This is a genomic window from Geothrix sp. SG200, assembly GCF_022808935.1.
Lineage (GTDB): Bacteria > Acidobacteriota > Holophagae > Holophagales > Holophagaceae > Geothrix > Geothrix alkalitolerans.
In genome coordinates this window covers 1-23,194 of sequence record NZ_JAKZFR010000005.1, presented here as the reverse complement: position 1 = coordinate 23,194, position 23,194 = coordinate 1, and the positions used below count along the sequence as shown (strand labels likewise).

18 protein-coding genes and 1 rRNA gene are annotated in these 23,194 nt (G+C 69.5%); 2 read left to right on the top strand and 17 right to left on the bottom strand.

Annotated features, from left to right (window positions below):
* Position 1: 1 nt before the first annotated feature.
* Genes ML539_RS10720 through ML539_RS10700 form a run of 5 tightly spaced genes read right to left on the bottom strand, consistent with a single transcriptional unit; the run spans position 2 to position 6,902 of the window.
* On the bottom strand, positions 2 to 2,686 hold the full coding sequence (locus tag ML539_RS10720) for a sialidase family protein (RefSeq protein ID WP_243323719.1): 2,685 nt from the start codon (positions 2,684 to 2,686) through the stop codon (positions 2 to 4).
* A 59-nt stretch (positions 2,687 to 2,745) separates the two neighbouring features.
* The gene (locus ML539_RS10715) at positions 2,746 to 3,723 is read right to left on the bottom strand and encodes a hypothetical protein (protein ID WP_243323718.1); all 978 of its coding nucleotides are present in this window, start codon (positions 3,721 to 3,723) and stop codon (positions 2,746 to 2,748) included.
* 12 nt (positions 3,724 to 3,735) lie between these two features.
* Entirely contained in the window at positions 3,736 to 4,602 is an 867-nt protein-coding gene (locus ML539_RS10710; RefSeq protein WP_243323717.1) for a DUF5777 family beta-barrel protein, read from the bottom strand.
* 11 nt (positions 4,603 to 4,613) lie between these two features.
* A complete protein-coding gene (locus ML539_RS10705) occupies positions 4,614 to 4,967 on the bottom strand; it encodes a cytochrome c (RefSeq protein ID WP_243323716.1) in 354 nt (117 codons plus the stop codon).
* 39 nt (positions 4,968 to 5,006) lie between these two features.
* Positions 5,007 to 6,902, bottom strand: coding sequence for a CxxxxCH/CxxCH domain-containing protein (locus ML539_RS10700; protein ID WP_243323710.1), 1,896 nt, complete (start codon positions 6,900 to 6,902; stop codon positions 5,007 to 5,009).
* A gap of 350 nt (positions 6,903 to 7,252) precedes the next feature.
* On the opposite strand from ML539_RS10700, the gene ML539_RS10695 reads away from it, so the two are divergent.
* Together ML539_RS10695 and ML539_RS10690 are read left to right on the top strand one after the other, a co-directional pair.
* Positions 7,253 to 10,261: a sensor histidine kinase gene (locus tag ML539_RS10695; RefSeq protein ID WP_243323694.1), complete on the top strand. Its 3,009-nt coding sequence runs from the start codon at positions 7,253 to 7,255 to the stop codon at positions 10,259 to 10,261.
* The gene (locus ML539_RS10690) at positions 10,258 to 10,902 is read left to right on the top strand and encodes a response regulator transcription factor (RefSeq protein ID WP_243323693.1); all 645 of its coding nucleotides are present in this window, start codon (positions 10,258 to 10,260) and stop codon (positions 10,900 to 10,902) included. Before ML539_RS10695 ends, ML539_RS10690 begins: the two co-directional genes overlap by 4 nt.
* A gap of 3 nt (positions 10,903 to 10,905) precedes the next feature.
* On the opposite strand, the gene ML539_RS10685 is transcribed toward ML539_RS10690, so the two are convergent.
* The 12 genes from ML539_RS10685 to rrf all read right to left on the bottom strand — a co-directional run bounded on the left by ML539_RS10685 (position 10,906) and on the right by rrf (position 23,191).
* A complete protein-coding gene (locus ML539_RS10685; protein WP_243323690.1) occupies positions 10,906 to 11,235 on the bottom strand; it encodes a DMT family protein in 330 nt (109 codons plus the stop codon).
* A gap of 98 nt (positions 11,236 to 11,333) precedes the next feature.
* On the bottom strand, positions 11,334 to 13,982 hold the full coding sequence (locus ML539_RS10680) for a response regulator (RefSeq protein WP_243323688.1): 2,649 nt from the start codon (positions 13,980 to 13,982) through the stop codon (positions 11,334 to 11,336).
* Between the two features lie 55 nt (positions 13,983 to 14,037).
* Positions 14,038 to 15,678 carry a ribonuclease Y gene (gene rny, locus ML539_RS10675; RefSeq protein ID WP_243323679.1) on the bottom strand — a complete coding sequence of 547 codons (1,641 nt, stop codon included), beginning with the start codon at positions 15,676 to 15,678 and terminating at the stop codon, positions 14,038 to 14,040.
* A gap of 224 nt (positions 15,679 to 15,902) precedes the next feature.
* Complete coding sequence (locus tag ML539_RS10670) at positions 15,903 to 16,262, bottom strand: cell division protein ZapA (RefSeq protein WP_243323667.1); 360 nt, start codon at positions 16,260 to 16,262, stop codon at positions 15,903 to 15,905.
* Positions 16,259 to 16,495, bottom strand: coding sequence for a cell division protein ZapB (gene zapB / locus ML539_RS10665; protein WP_243323658.1), 237 nt, complete (start codon positions 16,493 to 16,495; stop codon positions 16,259 to 16,261). The genes ML539_RS10670 and zapB overlap by 4 nt, the downstream gene beginning before the upstream one ends.
* A 34-nt stretch (positions 16,496 to 16,529) precedes the next feature.
* Positions 16,530 to 18,476, bottom strand: a complete 1,947-nt coding sequence (locus ML539_RS10660; protein WP_243323650.1) for a phenylalanine--tRNA ligase subunit beta — start codon at positions 18,474 to 18,476, stop codon at positions 16,530 to 16,532.
* Complete coding sequence (pheS, locus tag ML539_RS10655) at positions 18,476 to 19,552, bottom strand: phenylalanine--tRNA ligase subunit alpha (RefSeq protein WP_243323647.1); 1,077 nt, start codon at positions 19,550 to 19,552, stop codon at positions 18,476 to 18,478. The genes ML539_RS10660 and pheS overlap by 1 nt, the downstream gene beginning before the upstream one ends.
* A gap of 81 nt (positions 19,553 to 19,633) precedes the next feature.
* Positions 19,634 to 19,981, bottom strand: coding sequence for a 50S ribosomal protein L20 (gene rplT / locus ML539_RS10650; RefSeq protein ID WP_243288481.1), 348 nt, complete (start codon positions 19,979 to 19,981; stop codon positions 19,634 to 19,636).
* A 231-nt stretch (positions 19,982 to 20,212) separates the two neighbouring features.
* Entirely contained in the window at positions 20,213 to 20,413 is a 201-nt protein-coding gene (rpmI, locus tag ML539_RS10645; protein WP_026853512.1) for a 50S ribosomal protein L35, read from the bottom strand.
* 7 nt (positions 20,414 to 20,420) lie between these two features.
* The gene (infC, locus tag ML539_RS10640) at positions 20,421 to 20,987 is read right to left on the bottom strand and encodes a translation initiation factor IF-3 (protein ID WP_341482279.1); all 567 of its coding nucleotides are present in this window, start codon (positions 20,985 to 20,987) and stop codon (positions 20,421 to 20,423) included.
* Between the two features lie 95 nt (positions 20,988 to 21,082).
* On the bottom strand, positions 21,083 to 22,996 hold the full coding sequence (gene thrS, locus ML539_RS10635) for a threonine--tRNA ligase (protein WP_243323640.1): 1,914 nt from the start codon (positions 22,994 to 22,996) through the stop codon (positions 21,083 to 21,085).
* Positions 22,997 to 23,075: 79 nt separating this feature from the next.
* Positions 23,076 to 23,191, bottom strand: a 5S ribosomal RNA gene (gene rrf, locus ML539_RS10630).
* Positions 23,192 to 23,194 lie beyond the last annotated feature (3 nt).

The following is a 23,194-nucleotide window of genomic DNA, read 5'->3' as shown; positions in this document are numbered from 1 at the left end:
GTCAGCGCGTCTCCAGGTCCTCGCCGACCTCCATCTGGATCGTCCCCGCGGCCTCCGCCGAGCCCCGGGTCACGGTGACCGTGTAGAGGCCGGGCTTGACGAACTTCGAGCCCTCGCCTCGGTAGGACGAGACCAGGTCCGAGGTGGGCCTCAGGTCCCAGGCGATGCGCTGGAGGCCCGCCCGCCCCGGTGCCTTGAGGTTGGCCACGGGCCGGCCGTCCGGAGCCTTGATGGCCAGGCTCAGGTCCTCTCCGGTGTCGGCCTTGAGGTAGATCTGGAAGGTGGCGCCCAAGGGCGGATTGACCCCCCGGAAGGTCCCGGCCTTCCCCTCCTCGTTGGCGTTTCCGGGCAGGAGCTGGCGGGCCAGGACGGGCCGTGGCGTGAAGAGGTGGAGCTCTCCGCCCAGCACCTCGGGCGACAGGCCCTGCAGCACGGACAGGTCGTCCAGCACGAAGAGGCTGCGGCCGTGGGTAGCGATGACGAGGTCATTCTCCCGGGCCTGGATGGCCAGGTCGTCCACGGGCACCGGCGGCAGATCGCCCAGGGGCAGCCAGCGCTGGCCCTGGTCCAGGCTCACGAACAGGCCGCCCTCGGTGCCGCAGTAGAGCACCTTCGGGTTGACCGGATCCTCCTTCACCACGTGGGCCGGCTGGTCCGGGGGCAGGCCCGCGCCGAGCCCCTGCCAGGTCCTCCCTCCATCCGCCGTACGGTAGACCAGCGGCGCGTAGGAGCCGGTGCGGTACGCCTGGGCCACCAGGTAGGCCACGCCGGGCTCCCGGCCGGCCTCGAGGCGCTGGATCCACCGGCCCTTCACCGCCGCCGGCAGGTTCGGCGTGAGGTCCACCCAGGTGCCGCCCTCGTCCTCGGTGCGCCAGACCTTCCCGTCGTCCGTGCCCACCCAGAGCTGCCCGGCCTTGGCGGGGGATTCGGCCAGGGTGTAGATCACGCCGAAAGTCTCGGCGCCGCTGCCGCTGGTGCGGGTGCGCTGGGGATCCTGGGTGGTGAGGTCGGGGCTGATGGGCTTCCAGCGCTCGCCCCGATCCGTCAGCTTGAACACGCGGTTGCCCGCCAGGTAGAGCACGTCCTTGGCGTGCCGGCTGCGGAGGAAGGGGCTGGCCCAGTGGAAGCGGTAGGCCTCCTGCCCCTCGGCGGGCTCGGGCCGCAGGAACTTGGTGGCCCCGCTGCGGAGGTTCACCCGGAAGATGGATCCGCCCTGGCTCTCCGCGAACAGGATCCCGGCGTCGGCGGGATCGAACAGCACGTGGAAGCCGTCGCCGCCCCCCAGGTTCGTCCAGTCCTGGTTGAGGATGCCGTCCTTGCTGAAGGTTCGGCCGGGGCCCACCCAGTTCCGGTTGTCCTGGAGTCCGCCGGCCACCCGGTAGGGCGTGCCGTCGTCGACGGCGATGCGGTAGTACTCGCCGGCGGGAAAGCGGTTCAGCGCCTCCCAGGAGGCGCCGGCGGAGTGGCTCTGGTACAGCCCGCCGTCCGTCCCCAGCAGGAGGTGCTTCGGCGCCTTCGGGTCGAAGGCCAGGGCGTGCAGATCCGGGTGCACCTTCTCGGAGCGGTCCTCCCGCCAGGTGGCGCCGCCGTCCTCGGAGACGTGCAGGCCGAAGCCCAGGACGTAGACGCGGCGGTCGTCGTCCGGGGCGATGCGGATCTGGCTGAAGTAGAAGGGGCGGGGGTTCAGGGGGCTGGTGCGGGTCCAGGTGTCGCCGCCATCCTCGGATCGGAAGGTGCCGCCGGCCTTGCTCATGATGTCCATGATGGGGACGGTGCCGCCCTCGTCGCTCTGCACCACGGCCATCACCACGCCGGGCTTCGAGGCGCTGACGGCCAGGCCGATGCGCCCCGTGCCTGCCGGCAGGCCCTTCGTAAGCTTCGTCCAGGTGGCCCCGCCGTCCGTGCTGCGGAAGATGCCGCCAAGATCGCGTCCCTCCGTGGCCGCCGGCCCCGCCTGGAAGGCCCAGGGAAAGCGGCGCCGCGCGTAGAGGGCGGCGTAGACGATGTCGGGATTCCGCGGGTCCAGCACCACGTCGCCGCAGCCCACCCGGTCGCCGTAGGGCGCCGGGGCGGTGAGCACGGCCTTCCAGCTCTTCCCGCCGTCGGTGGTCTTGTAGAGGCCCCGCTCGCCGCCCGGCGTCCAAAGATCGCCCATGGCCGCGGCGTAGGCCACGGCCTCGTCCTTGGGATGGACGGCCAGGCGCGCGATGCAGCGGCTGGCCTCCAGGCCCGCGGCCGTCCAGGTGGTCCCGCCGTCCGTGCTGCGGAACACACCCTTCCCCCAGCCGGAGCTGTTGCGGTCGTTGGCCTCGCCCGTGCCGGCCCACACCACCTTAGCGTTCGCGGGGGACACGGCCAGGGCGCCAATGGAGCCAACGCCTGTCTTGTCGAAGATGGGCTGGAAGCTGGCGCCTGCGTCCGTGGTCTTCATCACGCCGCCGTGGGCGAGGCCCACGTAGCAGGTGAAGGGATCCGAGGGATCCACGGCCACCTCGGAGATGCGCCCGCCCATGACGGCGGGCCCGATGGCCCGGGCCTTCAGGGGCTTCAGGAAGGTGGCGTCCACCGGAAGGGCCGGGACCGCGGGCGACGCGGCGGGCTCGGCCTTCCGGGGTCGGCCCGCGGCGATCAGCGGCGAAGCCAGGCAGATCGACAGGGCCAGGGGGCTCAGGCTCATCAGGCGCATGGGGGACCTCACGCACGACGGTGTCAGCCTCGTGTCTTGAGGTCAACCCGGGGGCGTTCCTATTTCCGGGCCGCGCCGGATTTCGCGTGGCAGTCCACGCAGGCCGCCAGGTGCGGGTCGGGGCTCCGCCAGTAGACCCCGTCCTGACCCTCCACCTCTCCGCGCCGGGCTTCCGGCACCCGGGGCCAGTAGAAGGCGAAGGCGCTGCTGCCGTCGGCCTTCGTCTCCTTCATGTAGAGCGGGCCCGGCTCGGTCCCCGGCCGGCCGTGGTCGTCTTCGTAGGTGGAGAGCACCGCGTAGGCTCCGGGGGGAAGCGGCTGGCCGGCGCGGTAGGCGTCGATCCCCGAGGCGGTGACCCAGGTTCGCTGCCAGCGGTTCCCGTGGGACTTGCTGCGGATCGGTGCCGAGGTGGCGGGCTCGAGGCTCGCGTAGTCCAGGGCCCGGATGGGCAGGTCCGCCTCGGCATCCGCCCGCTTGGCGGCATCCGCCTCGGCCGCAGCCCGGTTGGTCTCCTCGTTGCCGAAGACCATGATGCCGCCCAGCTTCCCGCTGAGCCCCCAGCACCCCAGCCAGATGACGCCCACCAGGAGCGAGCCCGCCCCCACGCCTCGTTCCCAGAACCGGCGGCCGGCCCGCCGGGGATGACCCAGCGCCACGGGGGCGTCAAGCCGGCGCCAGGCGCGCCAGAGCAGCCAGAGGCATAGGCCACCGACCAGGAACCCGCTGAGGGCCGCCAGCTCGTGGAGCTGCAGGATCCGCTGCAGGACCTGTTTCTCGGTGACGGTCCGCGGAAGGAAGGCCCCGGGCGGGATGAGCGCAATCTGGCGCCCCCACAGGAGGCCGCTGGCCAGGGCCACGGTGCTGCCCAGCCAGCCCACGAGGGCCAGGAAGAACGATGTGCCCGTCCACAGCCGGGCATGCCTCGGATGGAAGGAGGCCAGCATGGCCAGCGGCAGCACGGCGATCAGGCCCAGGGGGATGTGGACGAAGGCCGGGTGCTCCCGGGCGATGAACTCGAGCAGGGGGGCGGTGGACACGGGCGGGCGACCTCAGAACACGCGGACGACGTTGAAGCCGATGGACCACTGGGAGGAGGACCTGGGCCCGCCTCCGTAGTCCCCGCTGAGGACCTGGTTGGCCGTGGTGCCTGGAACGTTGGTCCCGATAAGGGTGAAGCGGTGCTTGAAGGTCCGGTAGGAGACGCCGGCGGCGAAGCCTGGCCGGTAGGTGCTGCCGTCGGTCACGACGCCGGGCGTGGCGTGGGCGAACTTGGACGGCCGCGGATAGTACTCGCCCATGAAGGAGAACTTCTCGGTGAACCCGATGCGCAGGCCCAGACCCACGTTGAACACGCCTCCCGTGTTGGGCGAGGTGTTGGGCGCGGCCCCGGGCGGCACCGCCAGGATCGTGTCGGTGGTGGTGGTCTTGGTGATGTAAGTGGGCACCACCGAAAAGATGATGTCGTCCGTGAGGAAGATCTCCGTGGGCACCTGGAAGACGCCCCCGGCGACGCCCACCCTTCCGATGGGCGTGGTGGTGGCAGGCACCACCTCGTCGAACCGCTCTGCCCGCACGGCCATGCGGATGCGATCCAGGTCCAGCACCTGCTGCTGCAAGCCGAAGGTGAAGGTCTTGTTGTCCGCCGTGCGGTAGATGAAGGCGTTGAGGCCGGGGACCGGCTTGATGCCGAAGGTGAACCCCAGGCCGGCATAGGCGTAGCCGTCCAGGCCGTAGACATCCTTGCCGTGGTCCTTCACCGGCGTGACGAAGCGGTGGGTGAAGGCGAGGCCGATGTCCCAGAACTGCATCCGCTCGGCCGTGGGGAGGTTGATGGCCAGGGGATAGTCCGAGGACTCGGCGTGGAGCGCGCACGCGGTCCCGACTGCGCAGGCGAGAGAGAGGAGCTTCCGTGGCATCCGGCCTCCACTCAGCGCTTGGCGGCGAACTTGCGGACGATGTCGGTGATCATCCTCTGGGCGTCGGCCTCGGACATCTTGTCCTTGAAGGCCGGCATCTTGTCCTTGCCCTGCATGGTGACCTTCACCCAGTCGCTGTCCTTCTTCTTGTTGGCCTTGCGGCTGTCCGTGAAGTCGAAACCGGCGTCGGGAAGCGGCTTGCCGCTGTTGTCGCGGCCGTTGCCGTTGACGCCGTGGCAGCGGGCGCAGGCATCGGTCCAGTACTTCTGGAGATCGCCCTGGAACTTGGGTAGGTCCTTGGCGGGGTCTCCGGCGGACAGCGTGGCGCCAGCGAGCAGCAGGAGGGGCAGAAGGGCACGGCTCATGGAGGAATCTCCTATGGGAGGGTGGAAAGGCGGGGGAAATCAGTTCCAGGTGTTGTTGGCGGTGGTGTGGTCCTGGGTGTGGCAGGTCAGCGCACAGCCACCCTGCCCCTGGGTGCTGGAGGTGACCGTGTAGGTGAGCGCGCCGGTGGCCGGCTGTGAGCCGCCTCCGAACCGGATGGTGTCGCTGGGGAACTGATCGGCGGGTGAGCCGGTGACGGCCCCGCTGACCGCGGGGGTATCGAGGTACTTGAAGTGGTTCTGGGCGCCCGGCTTGGCCTGCGTCATGTCATGGCAGTAGTCGCAGGTCTGGTTGTGGTCGCTCGGGGTGTTGTGGCGGCCCATGGCGTCGTTGTACTGGGTGGGGGTGGAAGCGATCTTATGGCAGGCCAGGCAGTAGGTCGTGGCATTCACGGCGAGCGTCCCCGTCTGCCAGCTTGGGGTCGTCTGGCCGCCATGGCAGCTCACGTTGGAGCAGGTCAGCGCAGCCGCGGTGAACCCGGCCGTGCCCGACTGGGCGTTGAAGGTGGCCACCATGGCCACCGGGGCCGGGGAGGTCGGCTGGGAGACGCGCGCATTGGCGGCGTTGTAGTGCGCCAGGCTGCCTGCGCCGATGCCGTTGTGGCAGGTGTTGCAGGTCAGGGCGGTCCGCAGGCCCATGTGCTTGGCGTGGGCCCCGGCCAGGCTGGGGAAGGCCGTGCCCGTGGGACCGGCGGGCAGACCGGCCGCGCCCAGGTGGCAGGAGAGGCAGGTCCCCGGGCCCTTCCCGGCGTCCAGGGGGGAGGCGGCCTGGTGGCACACGCTGCAAAGCGGCGCCCCCGCCACGGGAGAGCTTCCGGCCACCGCATGGCAGGCCGCGCAGTCCGCCGTGAACTGGGCCTGGGTCACCGTCGTGTGGGTCGTGCCCGTGAACGGGACGGGATGGTTCGGCGCGGCGGGGCCGTTGGCGTGGCATCCGACCGTGCCGTGGACGCCGTTGTCGAAGGAGGCCGAGTAGCAGCTCGGGGCCGCGGGCAGGGGCGCGGTCCGGCCCTGGACGAGGCCGTCATGGCAGGCCTGGCAGGCCGCGAGGTTGCCCGCGTTGCGATGCGAAGGCACATAGCCCGGGAAGGTCTGGACCGGATCCTGGTACCAGGTCGTGGAATGGGCGAAGGCCGCCGTATGGCAGGCGGAGCAGGCCGTCGACGCGGTGCCCCCATCGAACATCGGAGTGCCGGGCGTGCCGTGGCAGCTCTGGCAGTAGAGCAGGTCCTGCTTGGCCTGGATCCCATGGAACGAGGGGCTCGTGGCCTCCGTCCAGATGGGGCCCAGCGGATGGGGCGCGCCGGCGTTCGCGTGGCACAGGGTGGCGTTGTAGCAGCCGGGCTGCGTGCCAGCGGGGGCTGGCGACGCCGGGTGCCCGGCGGGGTTGTGGGGGGAGCCCGGGTAGTGGCACTGGGCGCACACCGCCGCATTGGAGGGATCGGTGGTGGTGTGCGTGTGGAGCGATCCGGCGGAGAGACGCCATGGCTTGGCGGGGTGCGGCGCCTGGACCCCGTGGCAGGTCGCGCAGGCGTTCGCCGAACCGCCCCCGGAGAAGTCCTTCCCGTGGCAGATCTGGCAGGAAGCGAAGCTTCTCCCCGAAGGGCCCGCCGCCAGCTTCGCCCGCAGGCCGTGGAGGTCCGCGTTCGCCCAGCCCGGCTGGGTGCCATGGTGGCAGGCAGAAGCCATGCAGGAGGGCACGCCGCTGCCGACCTTCAGGACCGTCAGCTCGTGGCACCTGGCGCAGCTGCCCGCATCGGCCAGGGCCTTGCCGGGATGCTCATTGATCCAGCCGGCCGGGTGGTAGTAGCCGTAGTACACCACCGGGTCGGAAGTCCCCTTCCCGCAGCCGACGAAGGCCGCCACCGCGAGGAGGAGGATGCCGCGAAGACCCATCCAGGCTGGGTTCCTGAGCATGCTGGCACCTCCAGGCGACGGGCCGATGCCGAGCGGGAACCGACGGCGACCGTTGGAAGGACAGTCCGAAGCGCAGAAGATCGGCTTCGCTGTCCAAGGTAGGCCTGGTGTCCCTGGCGTGGAAGGAACCCGGGCGGAATTTGGATGATGAGGAACGATCCCCTGATCGCGGACCCGTGTCGATACATCCAACGAATGTTGTTGTTAGGCCTTTAGATGTAAGGCTGCCGTCGCGACTCGGGCATCCCGAGATGGTGGCTGGGCGTCCCGACGCGGCCCGCTCGCAGCCGCGGGAGCCTTCGAGATCCCTGGTTGCCGGAGCCTCGGTGATGGCCTAACCTGCTGCTTCCATGATCATGGACTGGGCAGGTACTCAGGGCTTCCGCAGAGGCTGGGCCGGATGGTGCGCCGCCGCCTTGTCGCTGGGGATCGTGATGCCCATGGTGGCGGTGATGGTCCTGGCGCCCACGCCCCTCGCGGCCCGCGACTCCGTTCGCGCCCGGCCCCCGGTCCTGGGGCACCGGATCTGGCGGAACCAGCCGGGACTGGCCCAGGACACGGCCACGGCCCTGCTGGAGAGCCGGGACGGGTTCCTGTGGGTGGGCACCGAGGACGGCCTGGCCCGGTTCGACGGGGCCCGGTTCGATCGCCTGTCCCGCCGCGAAGCGCCTGCCTTCTCCCACAACGATGTGCGTTGCCTGGCCGAAACCCCGGACGGCAGCCTCTGGATCGGCACCTCGCAACCGGGTCTCTTCCGCCTGAAGCAGGGTGTCTTCACCGCCCTTGGTCCCGCCGAAGGCCTGCCCGACAGCCCCATCCTCCACCTGGCCACGGATCCCCAGGGCGGCCTCTGGGCGGCCCCGGCCGAAGGCCCGCTGCTGCAACGGGTCGGGGAGCAGTTCCAGCCGGTCGCCTGTGACGCCGTCGGCCTGCGGATCCAGGCCATGACGACGGACTCCGGGGGCACGCTCTGGGTGGGCACGGCGGGATCGGGCCTCTGGCGGGTCCGGGAGCGGCGGCTGGAGCTGGTGGCCCTCTCGGCCGGCGACATCACGGCCCTCGAGCAGGACGCCGCCGGGACGCTGTGGGTGGGCACGCGGACCCAGGGACTGCTCACCTTCGCGGACGGTCGCCTGGGGCCTTCCAGCGGCCTGGGCGGCCTCCCCGCGCGAGCCATCACCACCCTCCGGGCGGACCGCGGCGGCGGCCTATGGATCGGCACCGAACAGGCGGGCCTGTACCACCGGATGCGGGACGGCCGGCTGGAGACCGCGCCCGATGGGCCGCAGATCCGGTGGACCGTGCTCTGCCTGCTGGAAGACCGCGCCGGCACCCTGTGGGTGGGAAGCGAAGATCGCGGCCTCCGCGCGGCGGTTGCCGTCCCCTTCCAGGCCGTGCCGGTGAGGGGGCCCGAACCCGAAGAAGCCGCCAGGATGGTCTGCCAGGACGCTTCGGGCACCGTCTGGTGCCTCACGGGGGACCAGTCCCTCGGCCAGGTCCGCGACGGCCGCATCGAACCCTTCGTCCCGACGGGAACCGTGGGGCCCGGGCCCATCTCCGCGCTGTGGCCCCGCGGGAGTGGCGGTCTCTGGGTGGGCACCCGGAAAGGGGGGCTGTTCATCCTCGAGGGGGGAAGGGCCCGGGCCGTGCCCTTGCAGGGCGGACCGGAGCCCGAGGAGATCCTCACCCTCTACGAAGACCCCGCCGGCGACCTGTGGATCGCCACGCCCCGTCAGGGGCTGCTGAAGCTCCTGTCCGGTGGAGCGCACCAGATCTTCCCGGTGGCCCGGGGCGTGGTGGCCATGGCCGGAGGCGGCCCGGAGCCGCTGTACGTGGCCAGCCCGTCCCAGGGGGTCGGGATCCTGGACGCGGAGGGCCTGCACTGGTTCGGGGCCGCCCAGGGCCTGGCCTCCGCCGGCGCCCAGGCCCTGCACCTGGATGGCACGGGCTCCCTCTGGGTGGGCACCCCGGACGGCCTGCGCCTCTTCCGCCATGACGCCTTCCAGACGTTCACCGGTCCTGAGGGACTTCTGAAGACAGCCATCCACGCCATCCTGGAGGATTCGGACCAGATCCTTTGGCTCAGCACCAGCCAGGGCGTGCTCCGAGTCCCCCGGCTGGCCATGAGCCGGAGTCTGCCCGCGGCCGGCCCCTCCCCCCTCGCCACCTTCGATCACTGGGACGGCCTGCCCGCCCGGGAGACCCACGGAGGCCCCCAGCCCGCGGCCTGGCTCACCCGAGAAGGCGAGCTCTGGGTTCCCACCAGCCGGGGCATGGCCCATGCCGACACCCTCCGGCTGCCGCCCCCCCCACCTCCCCTCCGCCTGTGCCTCTCGAAGGTCCTGAGCGACGAGTCGGCGCAGCCGATCCAGGGCCCCCTAGTCCTGGCCCCCGGCAGCCATCGGCTGGAGATCCACTACACGGGCATCAGCCTCACGGGCGCCGAGAAGCTGCGGTTCCGGTACCGCATGGAGGGGATCGACCCTGGCTGGAACGAAGTGAGCGACCGGCGCTTCGCGGTGTACTCGAACCTGCCCCCGGGCACGCGGCGCTTCCGACTCCAGGCCTGGCGGCCCGGGGAGGAGGGCCCCCCGCAGGAGGTCTCCCTCGAGGTGCGGGTCCAGCCCTTCTTCCACCAGCGTCCGGTGTTCTGGGCCCTGTGCGCCCTGGCGGCAGGCCTCTTCGGATGGTGGCTGCTGCGCCTCCGCCTCCAGCAGGTGGAGGCCCGCTCCGCCGTGCTGGACGAGCGCAACCGCATGGCCCGGGAGATCCACGACCACCTGGCCCAGGGCTTCACGGGCGTGCTGCTCCAGCTCGAGGCCGCCGAGGCCGGCCTGGCCCGCCTGGCGGGCGATCCCGCGCCGGTGCTCACGCGCCTCGACCGGGCCCGCGAGCTGGCGGCCGCCAGCCTCCAGGAGGCGCGCCGGTCCGTGATGGCTCTGAGCCCCCGCAAACCCGAGGGGACCGACCTGCTGGGCGCCCTGCGCATCCTGTCCGATCGCCTCCTCGCGGGCACGGGCATCCGGGTGGAGCTGGCCCACACCGGAGAGCCAAGACGCCTGGACGCCAAGCTGGAGGAGGAGCTGCTGCGCATGGCCCAGGAGGCCCTCACCAACGCCCTCCGCCACGGCAAGGCCAAGTGGGTCCGGGTGACGGTCCACTACAAGCGGCGGGAGGTGGGGCTGCGCGTCGAGGATGACGGCAAGGGCTTCGATCCCGCCGCCGGGGCCGCGGGCTATGGCCTCCGCAGCATTCGTGAAACCCTGGGCAAGCTCCGGGGCCACATGGATATCGACAGTGGACCGGGACGGGGCACCCGCATCACCATCATCCTGCCCCTCCGGAGATGGCGCCCATGACCACGACCCCTTCCGATCCCATCCGTCTGCTCATCGTGGACGACCATCCCGTGGTCCGCGACGGCCTGGTCGCCATCCTCCACCACGGCGAACCCGATCTCGAAGTGGTCGGCGAGGCCGGTGACGGCAAGGAGGCCGTGGCGGCCTGGCGCACCCTGCGCCCCACGGTCATCATCATGGACCTCCAGCTTCCCGGCCAAACGGGCGTGGAGGCCATCACGGCCATCCGGCGCGAGGATCCGGACGCACGGATCCTGGTCCTCACCACCTTCGACGGCGATGCCGACATCCACCGCGCCCTGGAGGCAGGGGCCCGGGGCTACCTGCTGAAGAGCATGCGGCGCGGCACGCTCATCGAGGCCGTCCGGGCCGTGGCCGCAGGCCAGCGCTACCTGCCTCCCGCCACGGCCGCCCGCCTGGTGGAGGGCATGGAATCCGAGCGTCTCACCGCCCGGGAGCTGGATGTGCTGCGCCTGCTGGCCCAGGGCCAGCGGAACCGCGAGATCGCGGACTCCCTCGGCCTGGCGGAACCCACGGTGAAGATCCACGTGAACAACCTGCTGCGCAAGCTGCAGGTGAAGGACCGCACCGAGGCGGCCATGGTGGCCCTCAAGCGGGGCATCATCCACCTGGATGGCTGACGCCTACTTCCGGAAGGTGAAGAACACGGCTCCCACGAGGCACAGCCCCGCCCAGAGGTGGTTGAGGTGCAGCCGCTCCCGCATCCAGGCCACGGTGAACACGGCGAACACCAGCAGCGTCACCACCTCCTGGATCACTTTCAGCTGGGGGAGGCTGAAGCGCCCGTAGCCGAAGCGGTTGGCGGGAACCATGAGGCAGTACTCGAAGAAGGCGATGCCCCAGCTCGCCAGGATGGCGATCCAGAGCGGGCTGTCGCGGTGGTGCTTCAGGTGCCCGTACCAGGCGAAGGTCATGAAAATGTTGCTGAGGACGAGCAGGATGACCGTTCTCATCGGCCACCCTCCGAGGCCGCAACAATCGAGCTTGAGGCCTGAGCCCGCAGGGCGAAGAAGATGTTGCTGGGAATAAGCAGGAGGACAGTCCGCATCCCTCAAGCTTCGAGCACGCCCTGGATCTTGGCCAGCAGCTCTTTGGGGCCGTACGGCTTCTGGATGAAGCCCCGGAGCCCCTTGCCCACGAAGCGGCCCATGGCCTCGCTCTCGTTGTAGCCCGAGCTCAGGATGACGCGGATGTCGGGCTGGAGGCGCCGCATCTCCCGGAAGGCCTCCTCGCCGCCCATGCGGGGCATGGTCATGTCCAGGAGCACCACGCCGATGTCGGCTCCCCTGGTGCGCACCAGATCCACGGCCTCCTGGCCGTCCTGGGCCTCGAGCACCTGGAGCCCCCGCCTCTCCAGGATCTGCCGGGCCACGATCCGCACGGTCTCGTCATCGTCCACGACCAGCACGAGGCCGTGGCCGGCCCAGGGGGCCTCCTCCACCACCATGGCGGTCTCGGTCTCCAGGTCGAGGGCCGGCAGGAGCACCTTGAACGTGGTGCCGTGCCCCACTTCGGAATAGACGCGCAGGGCGCCCTTGTGGCCCCTGACGATGCCCATGATGGCCGAAAGCCCCAGGCCCCGGCCCGTGAACTTGGTGGTGAAGAAGGGTTCGAAGATCCGGCCCTGGGTTTCCGGGTCCATCCCGCAGCCCGTGTCGGCCACTTCCAGATAGACGTAGGGGCCCGGCGCCACATCCTGCCCCACCAGCATGGTCTGGGCGGAGGTCGCGTCCACGCGCTGGAGGCCCGTGGCGAGGGTGATCGTGCCGGAGGCCTCGCCGATGGCCTCGGCCGCGTTGATCACCAGGTTCATGATCACCTGCTGGATCTGCGATGCGTCCGCGGAGACCGCCGGGAGGCCCTTCTTCAGGCTCAGGCTCAGCACCACGGTCTTGGGCAGGCTCACCTCCAGGAGGTGGAGCATTTCATCCACCTGGACGCTGAGATCCAGGTTGCGGACCTCGAACCGGCCGCGGCCGGAATAGGCGAGCATCTGGCGGGTCAGGTCCGCGGCCCGCTGGCCCGCCTTCTGGATGGCCTCGATGTTCCGCCTGGCTGGGTGCAGTGGGTTGAGCTGGTCCAGGGCCAGGCCCGCGTGCCCCAGGACGCCCATGAGCAGGTTGTTAAAGTCGTGGGCGATACCGCCCGCCAGCACGCCCAGGCTTTCCATCTTCTGGGCCTGGAACAGCTGCCGCTCCAGGGTCGCGCGCTCCGTTTCGGCCCGCTTCTGTTCCGTGAGGTCCCGGAGGACAGCGTGGTAGATGTGCTGAGTGCCCAGGCGGTACTGGGTGATGGCCACGTCGCAGGGGATCTCCCGGCCACTCTCGTGGAGGAGGACCCACTCGAAGCGGTTGCGGGTGCCGGCCTTCACCTCGGCCAGGAGCCCCAGCGCCGCCTCGCGGCTGGTCAGGCCCGAAGGCTGTCGGGCCGGGCTCAGCCGGGTGGGATCCTGGCCAAGCAGGGCCGGGCCGGGCCGACCGAGCAGCTCCATCGAGGCCTGGTTCACATCCTGGATCACCCCATGCACCAGGAGGATGATGGGATCGGGGGATTGTTCGAACAGCCGGCGGAACCGCCCCTCCTCAGACTCCAGGGCCTTTCGGGCCAGGAGGCGGTTCAGCACCAGACCGGCAGTCTCCGCCAGGCTCTGCAGGGCCTCGAACTGTTCCTCGGAAAGCGTCACGTGGCCCTGAGCCCCGAAGGAACCGCCGCTGAGCGACCCCACCACCGTGCCCTCGTGGGCCAGGGGGAGACCCACCCAGGTGTGCATGGGTCTCGGCCAGCCGGACCGGTTCGGCTCAACCGGGAGGTCCTCCCACCGGCGGATGTGGACGGCCTTCTGTCGGAGGTAGACCCGCTCCAGGATGCGGTCCCCATCCACCGGATCGGGCCGGCGGATGCTTTCGACCGTGCCATGGGCCTCGAGACCGCGGGTCCAATGGGTGGTGCGGCACGCGCGGGCCGAGGCATCGAAGCGGTTGAACCACCACTCGGGAAGGGGGGCCAGCCGCCCGGCCCACTGGAACAGCTGGGCCACCAGGGTGTCCTCGTCCGCCGCTTCGGCCAGATCATGCGCGGCGCGGGCCAAATCCCGGAAGAGAAGGGCCGTTTCCGCAAGGCGCGCCTCCGCCTCGATGCGCTCCAGCAGCAGCGCGCTGGCCCGGGCCAGACCCTGGAGGGTCGCCAGCTCGTCCTCGCCGGGGTGGGCGGCCTCCTCGCCCCCGAGGTCGACGCCGAAAAGAACCCCTCCAAGGCGCCCCTCATGGACCATGGGAACGCCAAGCAGGCTGCCCAAGCCTGCCGCCTTCACGAACCCGGGCGGCACCTTTCCGGGCATGGCGGCCGCATGCGCCAGGAAGACCGGGCGGTGACGGTCGCAGATCTCCCGCACCAGGCCGGCCTCGAGGAGTGACAGGCGGGCATCCCTGAGGGCGGCTTCGAGGCGCGGCTCCAGGGGAGGGAGGGAGGCCGCCACGGCCAGGGCCCGCTGGCCCTCGCGCGCCTCGATCTGGCCGACGAACCACTGGGCGCGGGGTCGAATCTCCAATGCCCGTCCGAGGAGCACCCGGAACACCTCCTCCCGGGTGCGGGCCAGGCTCAGGGAATAACACCCCTCCGCCAGGTGCCGACGCAGCCTTGCGGCACCCGCCTCCTCGTCGACAGGGAGGGGATCGGAAGGGTCGGGCGGGAATACGTCCAAGAGGAATCCGGCCTGTGGGTATGGTCTGCCAGGACTCTATCAGACGCGGTGCTTCCTACCTTGCGATTTCCACCGCGCGCAGCTCCCGCATGACCGTCACCTTGATCTGGCCGGGGTACTGCATCTCGGATTCGATGCGCCGGCTCACGTCCTTGGCGATCCAGTAGGCCTGGTCGTCGTTGACGGAGCCAGCGTCCACCAGGATGCGGATCTCGCGGCCGGCCTGCATGGCGTAGCTCTTCTGCACGCCCTTGTAACTGCCGGCGATCTCCTCGAGCTTCTCGAGGCGCTTCACGTAGGTCTCCAGCATCTCGCGCCGGGCGCCGGGCCGGGCGGCGCTGAGGGCGTCCGCGGCCGTGATGAGCATGGCCTCCACCGTGCGGGGCTCGAAGTCCCCGTGGTGGCAGCTCATGGCGTGGATGACCTCCTCCTTCTCGCCGTAGCGCTGCATGAGCTGCATGCCGATCTCGATGTGGGTGCCCTCCACCTCGCGGTCGATGGCCTTGCCGATGTCGTGGAAGAGGCCGGCCCGGCGCGCCAGCTTGGCGTTGGCGCCCATCTCGCCCGCCATGTACTCGGCGATGCGGGCCACCTCCTTGGTGTGCTCCAGCACGTTCTGGCCGTACGAAGTGCGGTAGTTCAGGCGACCCACCAGCTTGTGCAGCTTGGGGTGCACGTCGGGGAAGCCCAGCTCGATGCAGGCCGCCTCGCCGATCTCCTTGAGGTGCTGGTCCATGTCCACCTTGACCTTCTCCACCACCTCCTCGATGCGCGCCGGGTGGATGCGGCCGTCCGCCAGGAGCTTCAGGATGGCCTGGCGGGCCACCTCCCGGCGGATGGGGTCGAAGCTGGAGACGACGATGCTCTCGGGCGTGTCGTCCACGATGAGGTCGCAGCCCGTGGCCTTCTCCAGGGCGCGGATGTTGCGGCCTTCGCGGCCGATGATGCGGCCCTTGAGGTCGTCGCTGGGTAGCTGGACAGAGCTCACGGCCTGCTCGGCCACCACGTCCGAGGCCACGCGCTGGATGGCGGCACCGATGGTCCACCGGGCCTTCTTGGCGGCCTCCTCCTGGGCCTCCTCCTCGATGCGGCGCACCAGCTTGGCGGCGTCCATCTTGGCGGCGTATTCCAGCTGTGCCGTCAGCTCCTTCTTGGCGTCCTCGCGGGTGAGGCCGGCGATCTCCTCCAGGCGCTGGGCCTGGGCCTCCACCAGCTGCTTGGCCTCGGCCTGCTTGGCCTCGAGCTTCTCCAGCTCGGCCTTGCGCTTGTCGTTGAGGGCGTCGAGGTCCTTCGTCTTCTGGTCCACCTGCTGGAGCTTCTTGTCGAGGCCCTCCTCCTTGGTCTGGAGGCCGGTCTCCTTCGTGTGGAGCCGCTGCTCCTGCTTCTCCAGGTTGGCTTGGCGCTCGGCCAGCAGCTTCTCGGCCTCCTGCCGGGCCTGGAGGGCCTGCTCCTTGGCCTTCAGGGCCGATTCCTTGCGGAGGGCCTCGGCCTCCTGCTCGCCACGCTCGCGGAGGCGCTGGGCCTCGCGCTGGGCCTCCTCCAACAGCTTCTCGCGCTGGGCCTTGATGTCGGCTTCCGCCTTGGCCTGGGCCTGGGAGGCTTCCACCGTCGCCTTCTGGGCCCGCAGGGCCATGAGGAGGCCCACGCCGGCCGCGGCGAAGAAGAGGAGAAGAAAAATCCAGCTGATCAGGTTCATGGGCGACTCCAGGGAATGGGATCCGAAGAGCCACCAGCACCAGAATGTGAAAGAAAATCCCCGCTCAGTCGTGGAGGCTTGCCGAGTTCCCTAGCTGGTAGGGGGGAAACCAGAGTCCCTGGCTAAGGCGCGCCGACGCGCGGAACGCACAGGACAGGGGGAAGGTCTCCCAGGTCGACTTACGGAACAAGCGCTTGGCCATGATCACGGGCCTCGCAGGGAAATCAGTCTCCGTCCTCGTCGAGGAAGGGCACGGGGGCGGAAGGTTCGTCCGGAACATCGTTCAGCAACTTCGAGAGAGTCTGTTCCAGGTTCTGGGTGTGCTGGTTGGCTTCCTGCTCGAGGCGCGCCACACGGTGCGCCAGGTTCAGGGCGCCCAGGAGGTACCAGGACGGGGTGTCCAGGCCCTTCGGGACGCTCCCCCATCTTAGCTGGCATTGCGAGTCCATGTCGCGGAAGGTGTCCTCCAGGATCCGCACCGCCGCCGCCAGGGTCTCGGGCCGGTCCGTCTGGACCTGGAGCTCCCGCCCCAGGACCGACACCGTGGCGGCCCGGATCCCCGGCAGGGGCGGCTGGGGCTTCATCCCAGGGCCTCCAGAGCCTGCAGGATGGCGGCCACCTGCGTCTTCACCGCCTCGCGGTCCTTCTCCAGAGCCGTCTTCTCGGACAGGGCCTCCTCCAGCCGGGCCCGGAGGGACTGGAGCTCCTGCTCTCCGGCCGAGCCGGCGGCCTTCAGCGCATCCAGCTCTTCCTTCAGCTGGTTGCGCTGCTGCACCAGGGCGTGCATCTTCGATTCGAGTTGTTTCAGCAGATCCATGGTGTCCTCTTGGGGGATTCTACGCCCGCAGCCCCTAGGCCCGCAGCTTCGCCCCGAGGGCCTCGGCGGCGGCCAGGGCCGAGGCCATCCAGGCCTCCACCTCCAAGCTCACGAGGGTCCGATCCATGGCCTGGAAGGTCAGCCGGAGAAGCCAGGACTTGCTGCCCGGCTCCAGCCCCTTTCCCTGGTAGAGGTCCGCGCAGGTGAGGTCCACCAGGGCCGAGTCCTTCAGGGCTTCTCGTACCACCCCATGCATCCGCAGCCAGGGCAGGTTCGTTGGAATCGTAAGCGAGAGATCCCTTTCCACTGCCGGAAAACGGCTGTGGGGCATGTAGGTGGGAATGATGCGGGCATCGGGCCGGCGGAAATAGGAGAGGGGCAGCTCGGTCACCACCATGGCATCTTCATCAAGGACTCGCACCTTCCGGTCCGTCCCAGGGAGGCACACATCCTTCAAAACCCCGTGAAGGTGCTTGGCCTTCACAAGGGCCGGCTTGGATTCGGGATCCCCGTCCCAACGCTCTCCAGCCCAGAGGAGGGCCACGGTCCAGGTGTCCTCCGGCCCGGCGGGCAGGCCGCGGTAGGTGGGCGCGATCTCGAAGAGGCGCACCTCCCGCTGGCCCTGCTTGCGGTTCTGCCGGGCCGTCTCCACGAGGGAGGGCACCAGGGACCGCCGCAGTCGCGAGTACTCGACGCCCAGGGGGTTGGCCAGGGTGCGCTTCTCCGGATCATCGTGGGCCTCCGTCCCCAGGGGACCGGCGAAGCTCGCGTCCATCTCTGGGCTCACGAAGCCGTAGGTCACGGTCTGGTGGAAGCCCAGGTGGGCCAGCCGACGGGCCAGGGCCTGCCGCTGGAGGTACTCGGGAGCCAGCGGCTGGGGCGGGCCCTCCAGGGGCGGCAGGACCGAGGGAATGGCCGCATAGCCGCGGAGGCGCAGGACCTCCTCGGCCAAGTCCTCGGGGATGCCGAGGTCATGGCGCCAGGTGGGTGGCTGCACGGCCATGGCCTCGGAGCCAGTCGTCACCCGGCAGCCCAGGGCCTCCAGGGTCCCGGCGGCTTCCGCCAGGGACAGAGGCTCCCCGGCCACCCGGGTCAGGAGATCCGCCGTCAGGGTCACGGTCGGAACCGTCGCGGGCAGGGCACCGGCGGTCCAGGCGCCTTCGAGGGTGGCGCCGGCCCAGGCCTGGAGCCGCTGGACCAGGAGGTCCCGGGCCACGGAGGCCATGGCGGGGTCCGCGCCCCGGCCGAAGCGCTGGGAGGCGTCGGAGTGCAGGCCGTGGCGATGGGCGGAGGCGCGCACGGTGCGGGGCTCGAACCAGGCGCTCTCCAGCAGGACCCGCCGGGTGGCCTCCGTGACCTTGGTGGCCTCGCCGCCCATGACGCCCGCCAGGGCGATGGGGCCGCGCTCGTCGGCGATGACGAGGTCCTCCGCCGCCAGCGTGCGCGTCACGCCGTCGAGGGTCACCAGCTTCTCGCCCGCCACGGCCCGGCGCACGGTGACGGCCCCGTGGATGCGGTCGGCGTCGAAGGCGTGGGTGGGGTGGCCGTAGCGGTGCAGCAGCTCGTTGGAGGCGTCCACCGCCGGCAGCTTCTTGGGCGACGCGCCCAGGGCGGCGAGGAAGGCCTGCACCGCCTCCGGCGTCTCGCCCGCGCCCAGCGTCAGCAGGGCCGTGGCATAGATCGGGCAGCCGGGATCCGGCAGGTGGACCGGGACCTTCGGCGCCCCCTCCGGGGTGGGCGGCGGGGCCAGCGGCGCCATCGGCGCCTTCAGGCGGGCGGCCAGGTCCCGGGCCATGCCGCGGTGGGACATGGCGTCCCCGCGGTTGGCGGTGATGTCCACGTCCAGCACCTCGGTGCCGGGACGGGCCTCCACGGCGTCCACGGGGAAGCCCAGGGAGGCCAGCAGCTCCGCCAGCTCGCGGGTGGCGAGCGAGGCGGCGGCGGGCAGTTCAGCGGCCAGGGCGGCGCGTTCGATCCACATCAGTCCAGCCCTCCCATGGCTTCGAGGAACCGCTGGTCGTTCTCGAAGAACAGCCGCAGGTCCGGCGTCTGGCTCAGCATCATGGCCATGCGCTCCACGCCCATGCCGAAGGCCCAGCCGGACCATTCCTTTGAATCGATGCCCGCGAACTCGAGCACATTCGGATGGATGAGCCCGGCGCCCAGGATCTCCACCCAGCCTGAGCCCTTGCAGACGCGGCAGCCCTTCGCGGCGCACAGCGGACAGCTCACGTCCACCTCGCAGCCCGGCTCCACAAAGGGGAAGTAGGAGGGCCGCAGGCGGATCTCCGTGTGGGGGCCGAACAGCGCACGCAGGGCATATTCCAACGTGCCCTTGAGGTGCTGCATGCCGATGCCGTGGCCCACGAGCATGCCCTCCACCTGGTGGAACATGGGGCTGTGGGTGGGATCGATCTCGTCCTTGCGGTAGACGCGGCCCGGTGCGAGGAAGCGGATGCCGCCCCTCTCGTTGAGCAAGCGTGCCCCATCCTTGCCGTAGCGTTTGAGCGTCTGCACCTGCACGGGGCTCGTGTGGGTGCGGAGCAGGCGGCCGGGATGGGCGGCCAGGTAGAAGGTGTCCGCGCTGCCGCGGGCCGGGTGGTCGGCCGGGATGTTGAGGCCGTCGAAGTTGTGCTCTTCCGTCTCGACCTCGGGACCCTCCTCCACGTGGAAGCCCAGGGGCCTGAAGACGTCCACCAGGCGGTCCATGAGGCGGTTGAGGGGATGCAGCGCGCCCCGGGCGGGCATGGGCGGCGGCAGGGTCGCATCCCAGGACGACGCCCCGACGGCCTTCTTCGCGGCCTCCAGATCCGCCTGGCGGGCCTTGAGGCCCTCCTCCCAGCGCTGCTTGAAGGCGTTGATGGCGGCGCCGAGCTCGCGCTTCTGCTCCTTGGGAGCGGCCTTCAGCAGGTCCATCATGCGGGCCGCGTGGCTGCCCTCGCGTCCCACGTAGGCGCCCTTCAGGCGCAGGAGGGTATCGAGGTCGGCGCAGGCCTCCAGGGCGCCGGCAAAGGTGCGGTCCGCTTCATCGATCTCGGGCGGCAGCAAGGAGTCCATGGCAAGCCTCGGTGGGAAGGTCAGAACAAAGAAAGGCCGCTCGCGCGGCCTTCCGGGTGTCTGCGATGGGTTGCTTCGCGATCAGCCCTTGGCCACGGCCACGAGCTTGGTAAACGCTTCGGGATTGCGCACGGCGAGATCCGCGAGGATCTTGCGGTCCAGATCCACGGACGCCTTCTTCAGGCCGCCCATGAACTTGGAGTAGCTGGTGCCGTTCTGCGTGCAGGCGGCGCTGATGCGCACCACCCAAAGGCGGCGGAAGTCGCGCTTCTTGACCTTGCGGTCACGGTAGGCATACCCGAGGGCCTTCTCGACGGCTTCCTTGGCGGAACGGTACAGCCGCGACTTGGCGCCGTAGAAGCCCTTCGCGAACTTCATCATCCGCTTGCGGCGCTGGGCCCGCTTAAAACCACGCTTTACACGAGTCATCTTGATTCCTTTCCTCGAGGCAGCTCAGAGAGAGCGTTTGAAGGCCTCATCGGGGGTGGCCTCAGCCACCGGGTTGAACCACCGATTCTAGGACCGGCGGAGAGAGAACCCAAGCCCGAGCAGGCTCAGCCTGCGAGGGCGTGGGGGTCCGGGGGTGTTCGCGCAGCGAAGCGGAGCGCGACCTTAGATCCTTGCAACGCATGCGTTGCGAGGAGAACCCCCGGAATAGAATCAGGCGTAAGGCAGCATCGCCGCGACGGCCTTCTGGTCGGCCTTGGCCACCATCCCGCCCATGTCCAGCTGGCGCTTCCGCTTGGCGGTCTTCTTGGTCAGGATGTGGCGCTGGTGCGAGCAGCCCCGCTTGAACTTGCCGCCGGCGGTCTTCTTGAAACGCTTCTGGGCGCCCTTGTGGCTCTTGATCTTGTAGCTCATGGCTTCCTCACTGGATCTTGGCTTCGGTTTCAGGGGTTTCCGGCTGGGCCGGCTTGGGCTTCTTGGGCGCCTTGGGGACTTCGATGATCCGGGGGGCGAGGATGGCGTGCATGTCGCGTCCATCGATGCCGGCGCCCTTCTCGACGATGGCCTTGTCGCCGACCCGGCGGATGACTTCCTCGATGATCCGGTAGCCGATGTCGCGATGGACGACTTCACGTCCGCGGAACATGACCACCACCTTGACTTTGTCTTCTTCCTCCAGGAACCGCAGGATGTGCTTCATCTTGAAGTCGAAGTCGTGGTCGTCGGTCTTGGGGCGGAACTTCACTTCCTTTACCACGATGTTCTTCTGCTTGGCCCGGGCCGCGTGTTCCCGCTTCGCCTCCATGAACTTGTACTTGCCGTAGTCCATGATCCTGCAGACGGGCGGATTCGCGTTTCCAGCCACTTCCACCAAGTCGAGGCCGCGCTCTTCCGCGATCCGGATGGCCTGGTGAGGGGGCATCACGCCGAGCTGTTCGCCATCCTCGGAGATGACGCGGACCTCGGGGGCCCGGATGCCGTCGTTGATGCGGGTCTCGTTCGGACGAATGGTTCCTCCCCTAGTTGCACAAGGACAAAAAGTCTACCACTTGGATGGGTTCCTGCCAAGCAAGGAAAACCGTCTCAGCGCTGTCGCTCCTGGACTTCGGTGGCGAGCCCCTTCAGGAAGACCTCCAGGGGCTGGACGCCCAGGTCTCCCCGGTGGCGGTGCCGCACGGACACCGTGCCGGCCTCCGCCTCGCGATCCCCGATGACCAGCATGTAGGGGACCTTGGCCAGCTGGGCCTCGCGGATCTTGGCCTTCAGGCTCTCGTTCCGGAGATCGACTTCGGCCCGGAGCCCCAGGGCCTTGGCCTGCGCCGCAGCCTCCGCGGAGAAGGCGTGGGCGCGGTCGGTGATGGGCAGGATGGCCACCTGCACGGGTGCCAGCCAGGCCGGGAAGGCGCCGGCGGTGTGCTCCACCAGGATGCCCATGAAGCGCTCCAGGCTGCCCAGGATGGCGCGGTGCAGCATGACGGGGCGCCCCTCGGTCCCGTCGGCCTTCGTGTACTTCAGATCGAAGCGCTCCGGGAGCATGTAATCCACCTGGAGGGTGCCCAGCTGCCAGGGGCGCTTGAGGGCATCCAGGATCTGGAACTCGATCTTGGGTCCGTAGAAGGCGCCTTCGCCGGGATTCAGGGTGTAGGGCATGCCCGCCTCGTCCAGGGCCTCGCCCAGGGCCTGCTCGGCCGCATCCCAGATCTCGTCGGAGCCCAGGCGCTTCTCAGGCCGGGTGGAGAGCGCGACGCGCATGCCCTCGAAGCCGAAGGTGTCGTAGACCTCCTTCAGCAGGGCGAGGAAGGCGGCCATCTCCGTCTTGATCTGTTCGGATGCGCAGTAGATGTGGGCATCATCCTGGCAGAAGGTGCGCACGCGGGTGAGTCCATGGGTCACGCCGCTGCGCTCGTAGCGGTGCAGGCGGCCGAAGTCCGCGTAGCGGATGGGCAGGTCCCGGTAGCTGTGCTTGTGGCTGCCGAACATGATGCAGTGGCCTGGGCAGTTCATGGGCTTCAGCGCGTACTCCCGCTCTTCGGCGGTGGTGAAGTACATGTTCTCGGCGTAGTTCTCGTAGTGGCCGCTGGTCTTCCAGAGGGCCACGTCCAGCACCTGCGGGGTGATCACCTCGTCGTACCCGTACTTGAAGTACAGCTCCCGCATGTAGGTCACCAGCTCGTTGTAGACCTGGGTGCCCTTGGGGTGGAAGAAGGGCGAGGCGGGCGCTTCGGGATGGAAGGAGTAGAGGCCCAGTTCCTTGCCCAGCTTGCGGTGATCGCGGGCCTTGGCCTCCTCCAGGCGCTTCAGGTGCTCGTCGAGCTCCTTCTGGGTGTGGAAGGCGGTGCCGTAGATGCGGCTGAGCATCTGGTTCCGCTCGTCGCCCTTCCAGTAGGCGCCCGCGATGCTGAGGAGCTTGAAGGCCTTCAGCTTCGAGGTGTTGGGCACATGGGGGCCCCGGCAGAGGTCGTAGAAGTCGCCCTGTTTGTAGCCGCTGATGATGTCGCCGGCGGGGATGCCCGAGACGACCTCCACCTTGAGGGGTTCGCCCATGGCCTCGAACCGGGCCACGGCGGCATCCCGGCCGAGATCCTCGCGCTCGACCTCGACGCCCTCGGCCACGATCTTCCGCATTTCCGCTTCGATGACCGGCAGGTCCTCCGGGGTGAAGGGCTTGTCCACCCAGAAGTCGTAGTAGAAGCCGTCCTCGATGACAGGGCCGATGCCCACCCGGGCCTCGGGGTAGAGGCGCTTCACGGCGTGGGCCAGGAGATGGGCGGTGGAGTGACGGATCAGCTCCAGGCTCTCGGGACTCTTGCTGGTAACGATCTCGACCTTCGCCCCGTTCGCCAGGGGCGCTTTCAGGTCCACCAGGCGGCCATCCGTCTTGATGGCAAGGGCCGCGTCCAACAGGCGGGCTCCGATGCCGGCGGCCAGCTCGGTCCCGGTGGCCCCCTCGGGCAGCTGCCGGAGGGAGTCGTCAGGAAGGCGGACCTCGATGGACATGGATGCCTCGAAATAGGAGAAGAATTTTATCAGTAAAACGGCTCCGGGCCATCAGTTGTGATGGCCCGGAGGGGATTTAACGTCGCAGCGACCTACTTTTCCACTCCTGTGGGGAGCAGTATCATCGGCCCTCCAGGTCTTAACGGCCGTGTTCGGGATGGGAACGGGTGTGACCCCTGGGGAAAAGCCGCGACGAAG